Source organism: Actinosynnema sp. ALI-1.44, from assembly GCF_001984155.1.
Lineage (GTDB): Bacteria > Actinomycetota > Actinomycetes > Mycobacteriales > Pseudonocardiaceae > Kibdelosporangium.
Genome location: NZ_MTQO01000048.1, coordinates 113,586 through 129,409, shown reverse-complemented (window position 1 = coordinate 129,409; position 15,824 = coordinate 113,586). Strand labels below are relative to the sequence as shown.

Annotated in this window: 16 protein-coding genes and 2 pseudogenes; 13 read left to right on the top strand and 5 right to left on the bottom strand. The window is 68.0% G+C overall.

Annotated elements, in window-relative coordinates:
• Positions 1-27: 27 nt before the first annotated feature.
• Positions 28-1,158, bottom strand: a complete 1,131-nt coding sequence (locus ALI144C_RS28125; RefSeq protein ID WP_441297576.1) for a citrate synthase 2 — start codon at positions 1,156-1,158, stop codon at positions 28-30.
• A gap of 199 nt (positions 1,159-1,357) precedes the next feature.
• Here ALI144C_RS28125 and ALI144C_RS28120 point away from each other — a divergent pair, with 199 nt between their 5' ends.
• From ALI144C_RS28120 to ALI144C_RS28075, 10 genes and pseudogenes are all read left to right on the top strand, one after another.
• Positions 1,358-2,305 carry an ornithine cyclodeaminase family protein gene (locus tag ALI144C_RS28120; protein WP_076990200.1) on the top strand — a complete coding sequence of 316 codons (948 nt, stop codon included), beginning with the start codon at positions 1,358-1,360 and terminating at the stop codon, positions 2,303-2,305.
• Positions 2,302-2,577: pseudogene (locus ALI144C_RS56845) on the top strand (urease subunit gamma); the annotation flags it as partial. The gene ALI144C_RS28120 and the pseudogene ALI144C_RS56845, both read left to right, overlap by 4 nt.
• A 1-nt stretch (position 2,578) precedes the next feature.
• A pseudogene (locus ALI144C_RS57775) lies at positions 2,579-2,782 on the top strand (urease subunit beta); the annotation flags it as partial.
• Complete coding sequence (locus ALI144C_RS28105) at positions 2,763-4,481, top strand: urease subunit alpha (protein ID WP_076990199.1); 1,719 nt, start codon at positions 2,763-2,765, stop codon at positions 4,479-4,481. The pseudogene ALI144C_RS57775 and the gene ALI144C_RS28105, both read left to right, overlap by 20 nt.
• Positions 4,481-5,146: an urease accessory protein UreF gene (locus tag ALI144C_RS28100; RefSeq protein WP_076990198.1), complete on the top strand. Its 666-nt coding sequence runs from the start codon at positions 4,481-4,483 to the stop codon at positions 5,144-5,146. Before ALI144C_RS28105 ends, ALI144C_RS28100 begins: the two co-directional genes overlap by 1 nt.
• The gene (gene ureG / locus ALI144C_RS28095; protein WP_193441234.1) at positions 5,136-5,867 is read left to right on the top strand and encodes an urease accessory protein UreG; all 732 of its coding nucleotides are present in this window, start codon (positions 5,136-5,138) and stop codon (positions 5,865-5,867) included. The genes ALI144C_RS28100 and ureG overlap by 11 nt, the downstream gene beginning before the upstream one ends.
• Positions 5,864-6,571: an urease accessory protein UreD gene (locus tag ALI144C_RS28090; RefSeq protein WP_076990197.1), complete on the top strand. Its 708-nt coding sequence runs from the start codon at positions 5,864-5,866 to the stop codon at positions 6,569-6,571. The genes ureG and ALI144C_RS28090 overlap by 4 nt, the downstream gene beginning before the upstream one ends.
• A 114-nt stretch (positions 6,572-6,685) precedes the next feature.
• Positions 6,686-7,357, top strand: coding sequence for a pyridoxamine 5'-phosphate oxidase (pdxH, locus tag ALI144C_RS28085; protein ID WP_076990196.1), 672 nt, complete (start codon positions 6,686-6,688; stop codon positions 7,355-7,357).
• Positions 7,358-7,486: 129 nt separating this feature from the next.
• Positions 7,487-8,725 carry an MFS transporter gene (locus tag ALI144C_RS28080; RefSeq protein ID WP_076990496.1) on the top strand — a complete coding sequence of 413 codons (1,239 nt, stop codon included), beginning with the start codon at positions 7,487-7,489 and terminating at the stop codon, positions 8,723-8,725.
• A gap of 42 nt (positions 8,726-8,767) precedes the next feature.
• Entirely contained in the window at positions 8,768-10,165 is a 1,398-nt protein-coding gene (locus ALI144C_RS28075; protein ID WP_076990195.1) for an APC family permease, read from the top strand.
• On the opposite strand, the gene ALI144C_RS28070 is transcribed toward ALI144C_RS28075, so the two are convergent.
• From ALI144C_RS28070 to ALI144C_RS28060, 3 genes are all read right to left on the bottom strand, one after another.
• The gene (locus tag ALI144C_RS28070; protein WP_076990495.1) at positions 10,162-10,980 is read right to left on the bottom strand and encodes an MBL fold metallo-hydrolase; all 819 of its coding nucleotides are present in this window, start codon (positions 10,978-10,980) and stop codon (positions 10,162-10,164) included. The two genes, ALI144C_RS28075 and ALI144C_RS28070, sit on opposite strands and share 4 nt — an antisense overlap.
• A 5-nt stretch (positions 10,981-10,985) precedes the next feature.
• On the bottom strand, positions 10,986-11,528 hold the full coding sequence (locus tag ALI144C_RS28065) for a TetR/AcrR family transcriptional regulator (protein ID WP_076990194.1): 543 nt from the start codon (positions 11,526-11,528) through the stop codon (positions 10,986-10,988).
• Between the two features lie 87 nt (positions 11,529-11,615).
• Entirely contained in the window at positions 11,616-12,428 is an 813-nt protein-coding gene (locus ALI144C_RS28060) for a S1 family peptidase (RefSeq protein WP_076990193.1), read from the bottom strand.
• A gap of 82 nt (positions 12,429-12,510) precedes the next feature.
• Between ALI144C_RS28060 and ALI144C_RS28055 the strand changes: the two genes are divergently transcribed.
• From ALI144C_RS28055 to ALI144C_RS28045, 3 genes are read left to right on the top strand one after another with little or no spacing between them, the layout of a single operon-like run.
• Positions 12,511-13,404 carry an aldose 1-epimerase family protein gene (locus ALI144C_RS28055; RefSeq protein WP_076990192.1) on the top strand — a complete coding sequence of 298 codons (894 nt, stop codon included), beginning with the start codon at positions 12,511-12,513 and terminating at the stop codon, positions 13,402-13,404.
• A 58-nt stretch (positions 13,405-13,462) separates the two neighbouring features.
• Positions 13,463-13,870, top strand: a complete 408-nt coding sequence (locus tag ALI144C_RS28050) for a prevent-host-death protein (protein WP_042190627.1) — start codon at positions 13,463-13,465, stop codon at positions 13,868-13,870.
• Positions 13,867-14,271, top strand: coding sequence for a cytotoxic translational repressor of toxin-antitoxin stability system (locus tag ALI144C_RS28045; protein ID WP_076990191.1), 405 nt, complete (start codon positions 13,867-13,869; stop codon positions 14,269-14,271). Before ALI144C_RS28050 ends, ALI144C_RS28045 begins: the two co-directional genes overlap by 4 nt.
• A gap of 505 nt (positions 14,272-14,776) precedes the next feature.
• Here the strand turns inward: ALI144C_RS28045 and ALI144C_RS28040 are convergent.
• A complete protein-coding gene (locus ALI144C_RS28040) occupies positions 14,777-15,817 on the bottom strand; it encodes an alpha/beta hydrolase (protein ID WP_076990190.1) in 1,041 nt (346 codons plus the stop codon).
• Positions 15,818-15,824 lie beyond the last annotated feature (7 nt).

The window sequence follows — 15,824 nt, the reverse complement described above, 5'->3', positions numbered from 1 at the left end:
CACGGAGGGTGGGTTCAAGCTGTCCGCTTAGTTGCTGGTGATGCTGCCCCAGCCTTCGACCTCTTCGGGCTTGCGGGGTTCGGGGCCCGTGTACCGGGCCGACGGGCGGATCAGTCTGCCGGTTTGCTTCTGCTCCAGGATGTGCGCGCACCAGCCCGCTGTCCGGGCGCACGTGAACATGGACGGCATCATGTGCGGTGGGACTTCGGCGAAGTCCAGGATCACCGCTGCCCAGAACTCCACGTTCGTCTCGATCGCGCGGTCCGGCCTGCGTTCGCGCAACTCCGCCAACGCCGCCTGCTCCAGGGCGTCCGCTGCCTCGTAACGGGAGGCGCCCAGTTCGCGGCAGGTACGCCGGAGCACACGCGCTCGCGGGTCCTCCGCGCGGTAGACCCTGTGGCCGAAGCCCATCAGGCGTTCGCCTCGGTCCAGCACGCCCTTCACGTATCCGCGTGCGTCTCCTGAGCGCTCGACTGCCTCGATCATCGGCAGGACCCGTGCGGGGGCTCCGCCGTGCAGAGGGCCGGACATCGCGCCGATTCCGCCGGACAACGCCGCTGCCACGTCCGCTCCGGTCGACGCGATCACGCGGGCGGTGAACGTCGACGCGTTCATCCCGTGCTCCGCCGCCGACACCCAGTAGGCGTCGATCGCTTTGATGTGCGCCGGGTCCGGTTCTCCGCGCCAACGGGTCATGAAACGTTCAGTGATCGTTTCACATTCGTTTATCCGGCTTTCCGGAACCGCGGGATGGCCGATTCCCCTGGCCGACTGGGCCACGTACGACAGCGCCATCACCGACGCCCGCGCCAGATGCGCTCGTGCTTCCAGGTCCGTGATGTCCAGCAGCGGCCGGAATCCCCAGATCGGGGCCAGCATCGCCAGCGCCGCCTGCACGTCCACCCGCACGTCCCCGGTGTGCACCGGGATCGGGAACGGCTCCGCAGGCGGCAGCCCCGGGCCGAACCTGCCGTCGACCAGCAGCGCCCACACGTTTCCGAAGGTCACTCGGCCGACCAGGTCTTCGATGTCCACGCCGCGGTAGCGCAGCGCCCCGCCATCCCTGTCCGGTTCGGCGATCTGCGTGCGAAACGCGATGACTCCTTCGAGACCAGGCTTGTAGCCGTCGTCGTCGAAGCCGGTTTGCGATGGGTTCACCGTTGGTGTCGACATGCGCGGTTGCCTTTCCGCCAAATCCCCGACTTGCCTCACGCACGCGTCGGCGTCCGGGTAGGAGTCGGCGACACCGCGCGGCCTCAGCTTCAAACACTTCACCCCGGCGCTCTGTGTCGCAATGACACGCGCCGTGGCTTGGGTCACGATTGCGTGAACGATTCAGTCTGCTATTCCATGCCGCATGCGAATCCTCTCCGCTGCGGACGTCAAGGACCTCCTGACGCTGGACGAGTGCGTCGACGTGATGGCCGACGCGCTCAGGGCCAGGGCGAACGGGCAGGTCGAGCAACCGCTGAGGACGCCGTTCCACCCCTCGTCGACCAGTGCGTTCGGGGTGTGGATGCCCGCGTACCGTGGTGGCGAGCGGCCGTTGTTCGGCACCAAACTGCTGTGCATAGTCCCGGACAACCCGTCGCGGGGGTTGGATGCGCACCAAGGGGCGGTCGCGCTTTTCGACGGTGTCACCGGTGAGCCGCTGGCTTTCCTGAACGCTTCGGCGCTCACCGAGATCCGGACCGCCGCGGTGTCCGCGCTCGCCACTCGTGAGCTGGCCAGGCCGGACGCGGGCACGCTCGCGATCATCGGCGCGGGCGTTCAGGCCGAGGCACACCTGCACGCCATTCCGCTCGTCCGCCGGATCAGGCACGCCAAGGTGTTCTCGCCACGATCCGCGGCCGCGTTCGTCGACCGGGTGGACGTCGAGTTCGACCTCGAAGCGGCCGCCAGCGCGGAGGAAGCCGTGCGGGACGCGGACATCGTCGTCACGGTGACCACTGCGACCGAGCCCGTGCTGCGCCGGGAGTGGATCCGCCCCGGCACCCACGTCAACGCCGTCGGCGCGAGCACGGTGCGGCACCAGGAAGTCGACTTGGCGACAGTGCGGGCCGCCGAGTTGTACGTCGACGCGATGCAGTCCGTGCTCGGCGAGGCCAAGGAGTTCCAGGACGACCCGCCCCCGGTCCGCGGCGAACTCGGCGACCTGCTGATCGGCAAGGCGCCCGGCCGTTCGGGACCGGAGGCGATCACGCTGTTCCGGTCGTTGGGCATCGCCACCGAGGACCTGTTCGCCGCCGACCACGTGGTGCGCAAGGCCATCGAACTGGGCATCGGGGTCGAAGCACCCATCTGAGTTACACGTGTGTTTCCAGATCGGGTCACGTGGCGGCCGACGTCGCGCGCAAGCGGCTGGACCGCGGTGTGAAGCTGAACTACCCGGAGGCCGTCGCGCTGATCACCGACCACGTCCTGGAAGGCGCGCGCGACGGCCGCACGGTGACCGACCTGGTCGCCAGTGGACGGCACGTGCTCAGCCGGGACCACGTGCTCGACGGCGTGCCGGAGATGGTGGACGCGGTCCAGGTCGAAGCCACCTTCCAGGACGGCACCAAGCTCGTCACCGTGCTCGCACTACCACTTCGCGGCCGTCAACCCTGGCCTCGACTTCGACCGCGAGGCCGCGTGGGGCCACCGGCTGGACATCCCGACTGGCACGTCTGTGCGGTTCGAACCGGGCGTCGAGCGGGAAGTCGGGCTCGTGCCGATCGCGGGCAGGCGTGTCGTGCCAGGGCTTCGGAAGGAGTGGGCCGGTGACCTCGATCGACCGTGACCGGTACGCCGAGCTGTTCGGTCCGACCACCGGCGACCGGATCCGGCTCGCCGACACGAACCTGCTGATCGAGGTCACCGAGGACCGCAGCACGGGCGCGGGCGCGGGTGACGAGGTGATCTTCGGCGGTGGCAAGGTGATCCGCGAGTCGATGGGCCAGGGCGTGGTCACGCGGGCGCAGGGCGCGCCGGACCTGGTGATCACCGGAGTCGTGATCCTCGACCACTGGGGCGTGGTCAAGGCGGACGTCGGGGTGCGTGAGGGCAAGATCGTCGCGATCGGCAAGGCGGGCAACCCGGATGTGATGGACGGCGTCGACCCCGCGCTGGTGATCGGGCCGTCCACCGAGATCCTGGCGGGCAACGGCAAGATCCTCACCGCCGGTGGCATCGACTGCCACGTGCACTTCATCTGCCCGCAGCTGACCGACCAGGCGCTTGCTTCCGGGCTGACGACGATGGTCGGCGGCGGCACGGGCCCGGTCGAAGGCAGCAAGGCCACCACGGTCACGCCCGGCGCGTGGAACATCGGCCGGATGCTGCAGGCGATGCAGGACCAGCCCGTCAACGTCCTCCTGCTGGGCAAAGGGAACACGGTCAGCCATGCGGGCCTGCGTGAGCAGCTCCGCGCGGGCGCGGGTGGGTTCAAGCTGCACGAGGACTGGGGTTCGACGCCCGCCGCGATCGACGCGTGCCTGACCGTCGCCGACGAATCCGGCGTGCAGGTCGCGATCCACACGGACACGCTGAACGAAGCGGGGATTGTTGAGTCTACTTTGGACGCGATTGGTGGCAGGTCGATCAACGCGTACCACACGGAAGGCGCGGGCGGTGGGCACGCGCCGGACATCATCCGCGTGGTGTCCGAGGCGAACGTGCTGCCGTCGTCGACGAACCCGACGCGCCCGCACACCGCGAACACGCTCGAAGAGCACCTGGACATGCTCATGGTGTGCCACCACCTGAACCCGTCCGTGCCCGAGGACCTCGCGTTCGCCGAGTCGCGGATCCGGCCGAGCACGATCGCGGCCGAGGACGTGCTGCACGACCTCGGTGCGATCTCGATGATCAGCTCCGACTCGCAGGCGATGGGCCGGATCGGCGAGGTGATCATCCGGACGTGGCAGACCGCGCACGTGATGAAGGACCGGCGCGGTGCGCTGCCCGGTGACACGGCCGCCGACAACACGCGGGCGCGTCGATATGTCGCCAAATACACGATCAACCCGGCGATCGCGCACGGCATCGACAGGTGGGTCGGTTCGGTCGAGGTCGGCAAGCTCGCCGATCTCGTGCTGTGGGAACCGAAGTTCTTCGGCGTCCGGCCGCACGTCGTGCTGAAGGCCGGGTTCACGGCGTGGGCGGCGATGGGCGACGCCAACGCGTCCATCCCGACGCCACAACCGGTGTACGCGAGGCCGATGTTCGGTGCTGCGCCGTCGGTCGCGATCGACAGCGGGCTGCACTTCGTCGCACAGGAGGCGCTGGACACGGACGTGGCCGATGTGTTCCGGCTCGACAGGGAACTCGTCGCGGTGACCAGTACTCGCGAGGTGACCAAGGCCGACATGCTGCTCAACGACGCGATGCCGGACGTCCGCGTCGACGCGGACAGCTTCGCCGTGCACGTGGACGGCGAGCTGATCGAACCGCGCCCGGTCGACCGGCTGCCGTTGGCACAACGGTATTTCCTGTTCTGATGCACGCGGTCGCGCTCGTCCTGTCCGATTCCCGGTTCCCCGGTGGCGGGCACGTGCACTCCGGCGGTCTCGAGGAGGCCGCCGCGCGCGGGCTCGTCACCGACATCCCTACACTGGGGCTGTTCCTGGCAGGCAGGCTGCGCACAGCGGGGGAGCTGGCGGCGATCTTCGCCGCGACGGCCGTGGAATGCCACGAGTGGTCCATTCTGGACGAGGAACTGGACGCGCGGACACCGTCACCCGCGCAACGCGAAGCATCACGGGCGCAAGGGCGAGCGACGCTCAGAGCGGGCCGCGGCGCGTGGCCGTCGCCTGTGCTGGATGCCTTGGTACGAGCCACACCCAGGCCTCACCACGCGATCGTCGTCGGCGCGTTGACCGGAATCGCCGGGGGATCATCGGGTGATGCGGCGTTGACGGCGGCGTACCTGTCGGTCAGCGGCCCGGCGAGCGCCGCGGTCCGGTTGCTCGGGCTCGATCCGTTCGCTGCCAACGCTGAAGTGACCCGGCTGGGCGACGCCATGCACGCCGTCGCCGAGCGCGCGGTGTCGTCGGCGGACCTGCCGCCGGAGGACCTGCCCGGCCCGGGAGCACCCGGGCTGGATCTGCTGGCCGAGGCGCATCTGCGCCACCACAAGGAAGAGGTACGGCTCTTTGCAAGCTGATCACAGTGACATTCCGACCCCCGCAGAGGGGGTCGCCCACCCCCACCGGCACCCGGTGAACTTCGACCCGACCTGGTCGGAGCCGGACCACCACCAACAGTCCCCGGCCACGGGCCGCGCCTTCCGGATCGGCATCGGCGGACCGGTCGGCAGCGGGAAGACCGCGCTGACCGCCGCGCTGTGCCGCGCGTTCCGCGGTGAGGTGAACCTCGCCGTGGTCACCAACGACATCTACACCACGGAGGACGCGGACTTCCTGCGTCGCGCGGGCGTGCTGGACACCGACCGGATCGAGGCCGTGCAGACCGGTTGCTGCCCGCACACCGCCATCCGTGACGACATCACCGCGAACCTGGACGCCGTGGAGACACTGGAAGAACGCCACCCGGGGCTGGAGCTGGTGATCATCGAGAGCGGTGGCGACAACCTGACGGCCGTGTTCAGCCGGGGCCTGGTCGACCGGCAGATCTTCGTCGTCGACGTGGCCGGCGGCGACAAGGTGCCGCGCAAGGGAGGTCCCGGTGTGACCACAGCGGACCTGCTCGTGATCAACAAGATCGACCTCGCCCCGCTGGTCGGGGCGGATCTGGAGGTCATGACGGGTGACGCCGCGCGAATGCGCGGCGAGTTGCCGGTGATCGCGCAGTCGCTCACCGAGACGCCAGGCGCTCCCGCCGTCGCCGACTGGCTGCGTGCTCAGTTGCCTGTACGGTCGGGATGAAAGCGCACGCACGGGTTGTGGCCGAGTCGGTCGACGGGCGGACTGTGTTGCGGGAGTTGCGATCCTGCTCGCCGCTCACCCTCGTCCCGCACCGTGGCAAGCCGGGCCACGTGCACCTGGTGAACTCGGCGTCGGCACCGCTCGGCGGCGACGAACTCGACCTGACACTCGTCGCCGGGCCCGGTGCCCGGCTGCGGGTGGCGAGCGTGGCCGCCAGCTTGGTCCTGCCCGGACCGAGACCCGCGCCCAGCCGGTTCACCGTCCGGGTCGAAGCGGCCGACGGATCCATTGTGGAGTATTCGCCCGATTCCATGATCGTCACGCACCGTGCTCGGCACACGGCCGCGTTCACCGGTTCGCTTGAACCTGGGGCGCGGCTGCGCGTCCGCGAGATGCTCGTCCTCGGCAGGGAAGGCGAGCGGCCGGGCAGTCTGCGCACCGAGACTGTCGTCCGGCGCGGCGGCCGCCCGGTGCTCAACCAACGGCTGGAGATCGACTCGTTGATCGCCAGCCCGGCCGTCCTCGCGGGCAGGCGGGTGCTCGCCTCGGATCTCCGTGTGGGCCATGAAGATCCGCCTGCCGCGGTCGCCGGCGAGTGGTGCTCGCTCGTGCCGTTGGCCGCGGGTGGGTCCCTGGCCACGGCCCTGGCGCACGACGCCGTCACCGCGCAGCGCATGATCGGTTCACTGAATCGATCTGGTTGATCGATCTGGTTGGCTCCGCGTGGGTGTAATCACCATGCGTCCTGTTTCTCCTGGCGGGTGGACCCCGTAACGTCCTTGGGAACCAAGGAGATCCCGAGGCGGAGGGTGATACGCATGGCGGACGCCGACATCACGTCCAACATCACACTCGACCTACCGGCGATGCGTGCCCACTACGAGGGCGGCACTCTCGACGAGTCCGAGCTGGCCCGGACGTGGCACGAGCAGTTGCAGTACTGGCTTGACCAGGCGGCGCAGCAGGGTGTGGTCGAACCGAACGCGATGGTCCTCGCCACCGCCGACCCCCAGGGCAGGCCGTCGTCACGGACAGTGCTCGCCAAGGGTCTCGACTCGCGCGGCGTCGTGTTCTTCACCAACTACACGTCGACCAAGAGCCACGAGCTCGCCGCGACCCGGTACGCCTCGGCCACGTTTCCTTGGTACTCCCTCCAGCGCCAGGCCCACGTCCGCGGCACCGTCGAGAAGGTCGACGTCACCGAGACAGCCGCCTACTGGGCCAGCCGCCCGCGCGAGTCGCAGCTCGGCGCATGGGCGTCGCCGCAGTCGGTCGTAGTACACAGCCGCAACACGCTCGACTCGTCGCTGGCCAACATCCAGCGCCAGTTCGCCGACGCCGAAGAGGTCCCGGTGCCCCCGCACTGGGGCGGCTGGCGAATCCGGCCCGAGGTCGTCGAGTTCTGGCAGGGCCGCCGCAACCGCATGCACGACCGCCTGCGCTACAAGCTGACCCGCGACGGCTGGAAGGTCGAGCGCCTCGGCCCGTAGAAGCTGTGCAACCAATGTGGCCTTCGTTGCGTTTCGCGCAACGAAGGCCACATTGGTTGCGAAAAATCACGTTCGGACGGTTGCTTAGGGCCCCTAAGCTTGTTCGATGTGGCACTACGCGAACTGGTGATGGACGTCCGGCCCCTTCGCGTACGTCCGTATCGCCGCTTATGGCTGTCCACGGCGGTCACCTCCATCGGCGCCCAGCTCACCGCGGTCGCCGTGCCCAAGCAGGTGTTCGACCTGACCGGGTCGTCCGGCTACGTCGGGCTGACCGGCGCGGTCGCGCTGGTCCCGTTGCTGGTCTTCGGCCTGTGGGGCGGGGCCATCGCGGACATGATGGACCGGCGGAAACTCCTGCTGATCACCAACGCGGGGATCGCGCTGAGCTCGGTCCTGCTGTGGCTGCAGGCCGCGACCGGGATGCGGTCGGTCTGGGTCGTGCTGGTGCTGCTCGGCCTGCAGCAGTCGTTCTTCGCGGTCAACATGCCGACCCGGTCGGCGGCGATCGCCCGGCTGGTGCCCGCCGAGCTGATGCCGTCGGCGATGGCGCTCGGCTCGACCATCTTCACGTTCGGCGCGGTGCTCGGCCCGTTGCTCGCGGGCGCGCTGCTCCCGGTCCTCGGGCTGTCCACTTTGTACCTCGTTGACTCGGTCGCGCTCGTGCTGGCGATGTACGCGGTGTGGCGCCTGCCGCCGATGCCGCCGCTGAGCGGCGAGATCAGACGGGCCGGGCTGCGCGACGTCGTCGACGGGTTCCGTTACCTGGCCGGGCAAACCGTGCTGCTGGCGTCCTTCCTCGTCGACATCATCGCGATGGTCGCGGGTATGCCGCGCGCGCTGTTCCCCGAGATGGCCGAGCGCACGTTCGGTGACCCGCCGGGCGGCGGCAGCGCGTTGGGTTGGCTGTACGCCGCCATTCCGCTCGGCGCGTTCCTGATGGGCCTGTCGTCGGGCTGGCTGCAGAAGGTCAACCGGCACGGCGTCGGCGTGATCATCTCGGTGTGCGTGTGGGGCGTCGCGATGGTCGGGTTCGGCCTGAGCAGCGCGCTTTGGCTGGCGGTGGTGTTCCTGGCGGTCGGCGGGGCCGCGGACATGGTCAGCGCCGTCTACCGCTCGTCGATCCTGCAGATGGCGGCCCCGGACGACATGCGTGGCCGGATGCAGGGCGTGTTCACCGTCGTCGTCGCAGGGGGCCCACGCCTCGCGGACATCACCCACGGCTGGACGGCAGCGGGAGCGGGCACGGCCGTCGCCTCGGCGGGCGGCGGTGTCCTGGTGATCGTCCTGACCGTCGCGTCGGCCATCTGGCTGTCGGCGTTCTGGCGTTATCGGGCCGACAAGGAAGTCGCGACGACAATGGAGTGATGTCGTTACACCTTTTTCGGTGATATCGGGCACACTCCAGGGATGACGGAAGGGATCAAGGAACAAGCGCCCGGGAAACCCGAGCTCAAGCGGGCAATTGGGCCGAAACTGCTGCTGTTCTTCGTCGTGGGGGACATCCTCGGCACCGGCATCTACGCACTGACCGGCCAAGTGGCCGGCAGAGTCGGCGGTGCGCTGTGGTTGCCCTTCCTGCTCGCCTTCGTGATCGCGTTCCTGACCGCGTTCAGCTACCTCGAACTGGTCGGCAAGTTCCCGCAGGCAGCGGGGGCCGCGCTGTACACGCACCGGGCCTTCAAGATCCAGTTCTTGACGTTCATGGTCGCGTTCGCGGTGATGTGCTCGGGAATCACGTCGGCGTCGTCGGCCGCCATCGCGTTCGGCGGGACGTACCTGCCGAAGACGTTCGGGCTCACCGCGACCATGACGCTGACCACGATCCTCGCGATCGCGTTCGTAGTGCTCGTCGCGGCGGTGAACTTCAGAGGCGTCAGCGAGTCTGTCAAGGCCAACGTGGTGCTCACCTGCATCGAGCTGGCCGGTCTGCTGATCATCATCGCGGTCGGCGTCTTCGCTGTCGCGAGCGGCGACGGCGACCCCGCCAGACTGACCCAGGTCGACACACACGACCAGACGTGGCTGGTCGCCATCACTTCGGCGACCTCGTTGGCGTTCTTCGCGATGGTCGGTTTCGAGGACTCGGTGAACATGGCCGAGGAATGCAAGGACCCGGCTCGGATCTTCCCGAAGGCGATGCTCTGGGGCATGGTTGTCGCCGCGACGATCTACATCCTGGTCTCGGTGACGTCCTCGCTGCTTGTGCCAGCCGACGAACTGCAGAAGTCGGGCAGCAACGCGCTGCTGAAGGTGCTGGACGTCGGCGCGCCGGGCTTCCCCCACGTCGTGTTCTCCGCGATCGGCATGTTCGCCGTGATCAACTCCGCGCTGATCAACATGATGATGGCCAGCCGTCTGCTCTACGGCATGGCCAACGAGCGGATCATCCCGCGCCAGCTGGGCACCGTGCACCCGTTCCGCAGGACCCCATGGGTGTCCATCCTGTTCACCACGGTCATCGCGGTGATCCTGGTGTCCACAGTGGATATCAGCGTGCTCGGCGGCACGACGGCGTTGTTGCTGCTCGTGGTGTTCGCCATCGTCAACATCGCGTTGCTGGTGCTGCGCAAGACCAAGGTCTCGCATCCGCACTTCCGCACACCGACCGTTATTCCGGTGATCGCGGCGGTGCTGTGCCTGTACCTCGCCAGCCCGCTGTCCGGACGACCGGCACGCGACTACGGCATCGCCGGGATCCTGCTGGGCGTCGGCGTGATCCTCTGGCTGATCAACTTCATCTACACCAAGGTCAGGGGCGAGGAGGTCACCCTGAACCCCGAAGCGTTGAGCAAGGGCGGGGACTAGCTGTACCTGGCCAGTCCGGCCGGGTCGTGCGCGCAGAACAGCTCGACCCGGCCGGACTGGTCGCGGGCCAGATCGCGCAGCCGGTCCTGGTTGCGCAACCGCGGCGTGCGCTCGGTCTCGACGATCTTCTGGAACAGGGTCAGCATCGGCGGGCAGTGCGGGTGCGCGGGGTCCATCTCGCCCTCGAAGAAGTAGCTGTCGCCGCCGTGCAGCAACCACTTGTCACCGATGTCGACGGCGATCCCGGCGTGCCCGGCCGTGTGCCCGCGCAGCGGAACGATCAGGATTTCCTCCGGCAACCCCTTGAGGTTGCGGACTGCCTGGAAGCCGAACCAGTCCTCGCCGCTCGTCTGGTAGCTCTCGAACCGCGCGTGCGCCCACTGGGCCTTGCGGAACCGGCTGCGGTCCTTGGCGGTGGCCTGCGCCTGCGCGACCCGGAGCTCCTCGGCGTACACGTGCACGGTCGCGTCCGGGAAGTCGCGGAACCCGCCCGCGTGGTCGAGGTCGAGGTGGGTGGGGATGATGTGCCGGACGTCCTCGATCTTGTAGCCCAGGTTCACCACCTGCTGTGCCGCGGTTTCCCGCACGTCCAGGACGGGGTTGGCGGCGAGGAGGAACTCCCGTGTCAGCGACGCCTTCGGGTCGCGGATGTCGTCCGAACCGATCCCGGTGTCGACGAGGACGAGGCCGTCCTCGGTCTCGATGAGCAGGCAGTGGCAGACCATCGTGCCCCTGCGCAGGTGGCCGGGCCTGCCGTCGAGCAACTTGCCGCCGAGCGGACGCATGGTCCCGCAGTTGAGGTGGTGCACGCGCATGGCGATCACTCCTTGTGGATCAACAGCTTGAGGTGGTCCCCGACCTGGCGGAGCGGTGTGACGTCCTTGCGTGTCCTGGCGAGGATGAGAGCGCCTTCGATGGCGGCCAGCACCGTGGTCGCCAACGCCGCGGGGCTGGGAACCCCTTGGCGCTCCAGGTAATCGGCGATCACGCTCTCCCACGACAGGTACGCGGTGTCGCACGCCTCGCGGATCTGCTCGCTGTCGCCCGCCGCGTCCAACGCGACAGTCGTGATCGGACACCCGTCCCGGAAGTCGGACTCCTCGAGCCTGGTCGCCAGCAGATCGATGACGTCGTCGAGCGAGGCGGCCAGCTTGAGCTGTTCGCACAGCTCGCCACCGGACAGCTGGAGGGACTCGACGGCCAGCTGCTCCTTGCCGCCGGGGAAGTGGAAGTAGAGGGAGCCCTTGGGGGCGCCTCCCTCCGCGAGCACCTGGTTGAGGCCGGTCGCGTGATACCCCTGGGCGCGGAACAGGGTGGCCGCTGTTCTCAGCACCCGCTCCCGCGTGTCGTTCTTCTTGGGCATGCGACCGACTATACAGACTGGTCTATTACTGCGCGAGGGAACGCGAAAGCCCGCCGGACGACTTCTCCGGCGGGCCTGGAACGTTCGCTACCGGCGGGGCAGGGTGCAGCCCGGCGCCGTCAGGGTGAACTGGTTGCCCGCGCCGATGCAGGCAGGGATGTTGTAGGTCTGCTGACCGTACTTGTAGCCGTTGCGGACTGTGACCTGGCCGGTCTGGCTGACCTCACACGGGTTGTTCAGCGTGCAGCGGCCGCCGCTCTCGTTCGCCGTGTTGTTGACCGCGACGACCTTGTTGGACGCCGTGTCGACCACCGGTGAGCCCGAGGTGCCACCGATGGTGTTGCACGTCGACTCCGACTTGTAGCGCACCGAGTCGCGCCACGTCCACACGTCTTCCTTCAACTGGTGGACGAAGCCGTCGACGTGGCAGCTGTAGATCCGCTTCCAGTAGCCGGACCTGACCTCGATGCTCGATCCCGGCGCCGGTTTCGACGTGGCCAGCTCCAGCGCTGGCGTGTTGTACTGCGACTGGATCTGGGCGTAGGTCTGGCTCAGTTGGTAGAAGGAGACATCCGTGTCCTTCATCGTGGCGTAGGCCAGCTTGGTCGCGCGGAGCGTGCCGAGGGGCTGGGCGTTGCGGTTGAGCAGCGTGAAGGTCCGGCTCGCCGACTGGTTCACGATGACCTCGTTGGCGCCCATGAACTTCACGCAGTGACCGTTCGACATCACCAGTGCCGGGTCGGTGTCCTTCGCCGCGGGCGGCCGCACCACCGAGCCGGAGCAGTTGTTCAGCGCCACGATGGCGTTGAAGTCGGAGGCCTGGACGGCACCGGCCGGGGCGGCCACGAACGCCCCGATCGCCATCGCCGCGAGGAGCGTGCCAGCTACACGCTTGATCATAGTGGAGATCCTTCCGCTTGCAGGGTCCTTCAAGCGTCAACGCTGCGCGAGTGGAGTACCACCCGCCGTTAGGCTGCAAATCATGACCCTGGAGATCGTGCACGGCACCGCGCGGGCCGTGATCACCGAAACCGGCGCGGGGCTGCGGGCCTACGAGGTCGGTGGCGTGCCGTTCAGCGAGACGTACGGCTACGGCGAGACGCCGCCGCTCGGTTCCGGTGCCGTCCTCGTGCCGTGGCCGAATCGGACAGCGGGCGCGCGGTGGCTGCTCGACGGCGAGCCGCAGCAGCTCGACGTGACCGAGCCCGCGCGTGGCAACGCCATCCACGGCCTCACCCGCCGTCTGCAGTGGACTGTTCTGGAGCACGTCGGGTCGTCGATCTCGCTGGAGGTCACGATCGAACCGCAGGCGGGCTGGCCGGTGCGGCTGCGCAGCACGATCGCGTACTCGCTGGACGACACCGGCCTCACCGTTGCGCACGGAGTGCATAACGTCGGTGACCGCGCGACGCCGTTCGGCGTGGGCACTCACCCGTACCCCCGAGCGGGTAACGACTCGACCGATTCGTGCACGTTGCAGCTGGCTGCGACCACTGTCCTGCCCCTCGACCCGGAGCGGATGGTGCCGAGTGGGCCCGCCGTCGACGTGGCGGGGACCGAGTTCGACTTCCGCGCGGCGCGGCCGTTGCGCGACGTGCAGCTGGACACGCCATTCGGCGGCTGCCTGCCGGGGGAGGACGGCCTTGTCCGGCATGTCGTTTCGGGGTCGTCGGCGGCGGTGGAGGTCTGGGCGGACCCGGACTTCAAGTGGGTGCAGGTGTTCACCCCCGGGGAGTTCCCCGGCCGGGGCAGGGCGATCGCGGTCGAGCCGATGACGTGCCCGCCGGACGCGCTGAACTCCGGAACGGACCTGATCACCCTGGCGCCGGGCGAGTCGTGGGCCGGACGCTGGGGAATAACGCCGATAAGTACCTGAAGTACTTGACGTACCTGACCTCTCGGGGGAAAAATAGGACCCGACCGAGAGGGAAACAATGCACTTCGACAGTTACACCGACGCCCGTACCCACCTCAAGGACCTGTTGGACGCGGCGGAGAAAGGCCGAGTGGCGACCATCCGCCGTGACCACGCACGCACCGCGGTGGTCGATGTCGTTCGGCTGCAACATGTCCTGGTGTCCATGAACCAGCCGAGGGCGCACGTGGTCGCCGAGTCGGACGGCTGGTCGGTCTTCATCCCGGGCTTGCCCATCTCGGCCGACGGAGCGACCTTCGACGAGGCCATCGCCGAGATGATCACGTCGTTGCGCGAGTACGCCGAGGACTGGCAGGAGCGGCTGTTGGAAACCCCGAACCACCGCGACAACTGGGGCCTGGTCCAGTTGATCGGCCTGAGCGACGACGCGCAGCTCCGCGAATGGCTGGTAGGGGTCGCCGAATGAGCGAGCAGCCGCACACCCCGGCGAACCACGACCGCTTCTGCCGCAACGAAGGATGGATAGGCGTCCGCACGGGAACCCACATCACCTACGAACTCGGCCTGCCGGACGGTCGTGTCCTGCGCACCCGCATCTCGGACCGCGAGGAATACGGACCGGACCTCTGGCGCCACATTCTCCGCGACCAGCTGGAAGTGGACGAACCCACCTTCTGGGCCTGCGTCAACGAAGAGGAAAAACCCGATCGCGGTATAGCGAAAGCCCGCCCGGACGCCCTTCCCGTCGACCTGGTCCACCTCCTCCTCACCCGCCTGGGCCTCCCCGAACGAACAGTCGCCACCATGACAAGAAAGGAAGCCATCGCCCGAATCGACGCCTACTGGGAATCCGACACACCGGCATAACGGTGCGACGGCCAACTGCTACCTCAGGCCGTTGCTGCGAGGAACCTAGCGACATCCCCACGCTGTCCGGCCGTGTAGCAGTATGCACAGAGGTCGCCTTCGTGGTTGGTTCCCTTCCGTATGGCCTGGGCGAAGCCCAACCGCTCGTGTCAAGGGGTCCGCCTTCGCAACCCGACCAGGCTGGGAACCCAACGGATCCCCTTGACGCGTGTTGTTGCCTCCGGCAGGCCATACGGAAGGGGACCGACCGCGCTCACTCACCCCGACGATCAAGCCGCGCCCGAGGCTGGAACCTGTACCGCCTCGTTCCCTTTCGGTGGTCTGCTGTCCGGCGGGGACTGTCCTTTTCTTTTCACCCGCAAGGGCTTGCTGTTCGGGGCGCGGCGATTGGTTCTAGCGCGGTGGTCCGGGGAAAGATGCCTCGCCCGGCGGGCAGGCCACCGAGCAGGAGCAACCCCGAAGCACCACTCTGCGCTTGCGCGCGGCTGGTCTGCCCGCGGCTGGCTCAGTGGACGGTCTGCGGTTGCTCGCTGATCTGGTTCGCGAGCCACGCCAGCGCCATGGGCTGCCTGTATTCGATGGCGAAGTGGCCGCCGTCGAACAGTTCGAAGTGGACGTTCTCGGCGCCTGCTTCGCCGATTGCCTTGTTCAGTGCCAGTGCGCCGAGGTCGAGGAACCATTCGTCACTTGTGCCCGCGTCGATCCAGATCGCGCGCATCGACCGCAGTGCTTCCGTGTGGTTCGGCGCCATTCGCACCGGGTCCCAGTTCAGCCAGCGCTGCCAGGTCTCCGGTTGGAGTGCTCCCGTCACCGGGTCGAAGGGCAGCAGCGGTGTTCCGTCCGTGTCCGGGGAGAAACAAGCCGACACTCCGAGGATTTCCAGTAGGCGCATGTCTTCTTCCTTGGTGAAGGCGATGCGTGACTGAAAGTCCTTCCACCAGGCGAAGATGTCGCCGTTGTAGGCGCGTAGGTGCCGTGCGGCCATGAGGAAGTGCGGTATGTATTGGGCTTCGGACAACGCGTCGCCGGAGTGGGTCGCGAACGCGCCGAAGAGGTCGGGTCGCAGCATCGACGTCACCGCGGCGCCGAGACCGCCGCTGGATTTCCCTGCTATGGCGCGGTGTTCGCGGGCAGCCAGGGTGCGGTAGTTGGTGTCGACCCACGGCACGACCTCCTGGCACAGGTACGAGTGGTAGCGGCCGGTTCCCGCGGAGTCGACGTATTGGCTGCCGCCGTAGGTCGTGAACGCGTCCACGAACACCAGGATCATGGGCGGGGCTTCCCCGCGGGCGAACACCTCGTCGATCGCGACCGGTACCGACTTGCGGTACGCGGAGGGCTGGTTGCTCCAGGCGGGCAGTGTCCCGGTGAAGCCAAGCAGCATGTAGACGACCGGGTAGCGGCGCTGCGAGTCGTCATAACCCGGTGGTGTGTAGACCCATAACGGCCTGCTGTGCGGGTCGCCCAAGGGGTTGTCGCGCAACAGTTCGCTGTGGATCGCGTGCTCGTTGACCCGGCCTGCGAAGCCGGGCGGCCAAAGTGGCATGCTGCCC

What these genes read in the sequence shown, in the direction of transcription:
- ALI144C_RS28120 (WP_076990200.1), top strand. Translation starts at nt 1,358, where the DNA reads ATGCGAATCCTCTCCGCTGCGGACGTCAAGGACCTCCTGACGCTGGAC.
- ALI144C_RS28075 (WP_076990195.1), top strand. Translation starts at nt 8,768, where the DNA reads ATGACGGAAGGGATCAAGGAACAAGCGCCCGGGAAACCCGAGCTCAAG.
- ALI144C_RS28065 (WP_076990194.1), bottom strand. Translation starts at nt 11,528, where the DNA reads ATGCCCAAGAAGAACGACACGCGGGAGCGGGTGCTGAGAACAGCGGCC.
- ALI144C_RS28070 (WP_076990495.1), bottom strand. Translation starts at nt 10,980, where the DNA reads ATGCGCGTGCACCACCTCAACTGCGGGACCATGCGTCCGCTCGGCGGC.
- ALI144C_RS28055 (WP_076990192.1), top strand. Translation starts at nt 12,511, where the DNA reads ATGACCCTGGAGATCGTGCACGGCACCGCGCGGGCCGTGATCACCGAA.
- ALI144C_RS28040 (WP_076990190.1), bottom strand. Translation starts at nt 15,817, where the DNA reads ATGCCACTTTGGCCGCCCGGCTTCGCAGGCCGGGTCAACGAGCACGCG.
- ALI144C_RS28100 (WP_076990198.1), top strand. Translation starts at nt 4,481, where the DNA reads ATGCACGCGGTCGCGCTCGTCCTGTCCGATTCCCGGTTCCCCGGTGGC.
- ALI144C_RS28060 (WP_076990193.1), bottom strand. Translation starts at nt 12,428, where the DNA reads ATGATCAAGCGTGTAGCTGGCACGCTCCTCGCGGCGATGGCGATCGGG.
- ALI144C_RS28045 (WP_076990191.1), top strand. Translation starts at nt 13,867, where the DNA reads ATGAGCGAGCAGCCGCACACCCCGGCGAACCACGACCGCTTCTGCCGC.
- ALI144C_RS28090 (WP_076990197.1), top strand. Translation starts at nt 5,864, where the DNA reads ATGAAAGCGCACGCACGGGTTGTGGCCGAGTCGGTCGACGGGCGGACT.
- ALI144C_RS28080 (WP_076990496.1), top strand. Translation starts at nt 7,487, where the DNA reads ATGGACGTCCGGCCCCTTCGCGTACGTCCGTATCGCCGCTTATGGCTG.
- ALI144C_RS28050 (WP_042190627.1), top strand. Translation starts at nt 13,463, where the DNA reads ATGCACTTCGACAGTTACACCGACGCCCGTACCCACCTCAAGGACCTG.
- pdxH (WP_076990196.1), top strand. Translation starts at nt 6,686, where the DNA reads ATGGCGGACGCCGACATCACGTCCAACATCACACTCGACCTACCGGCG.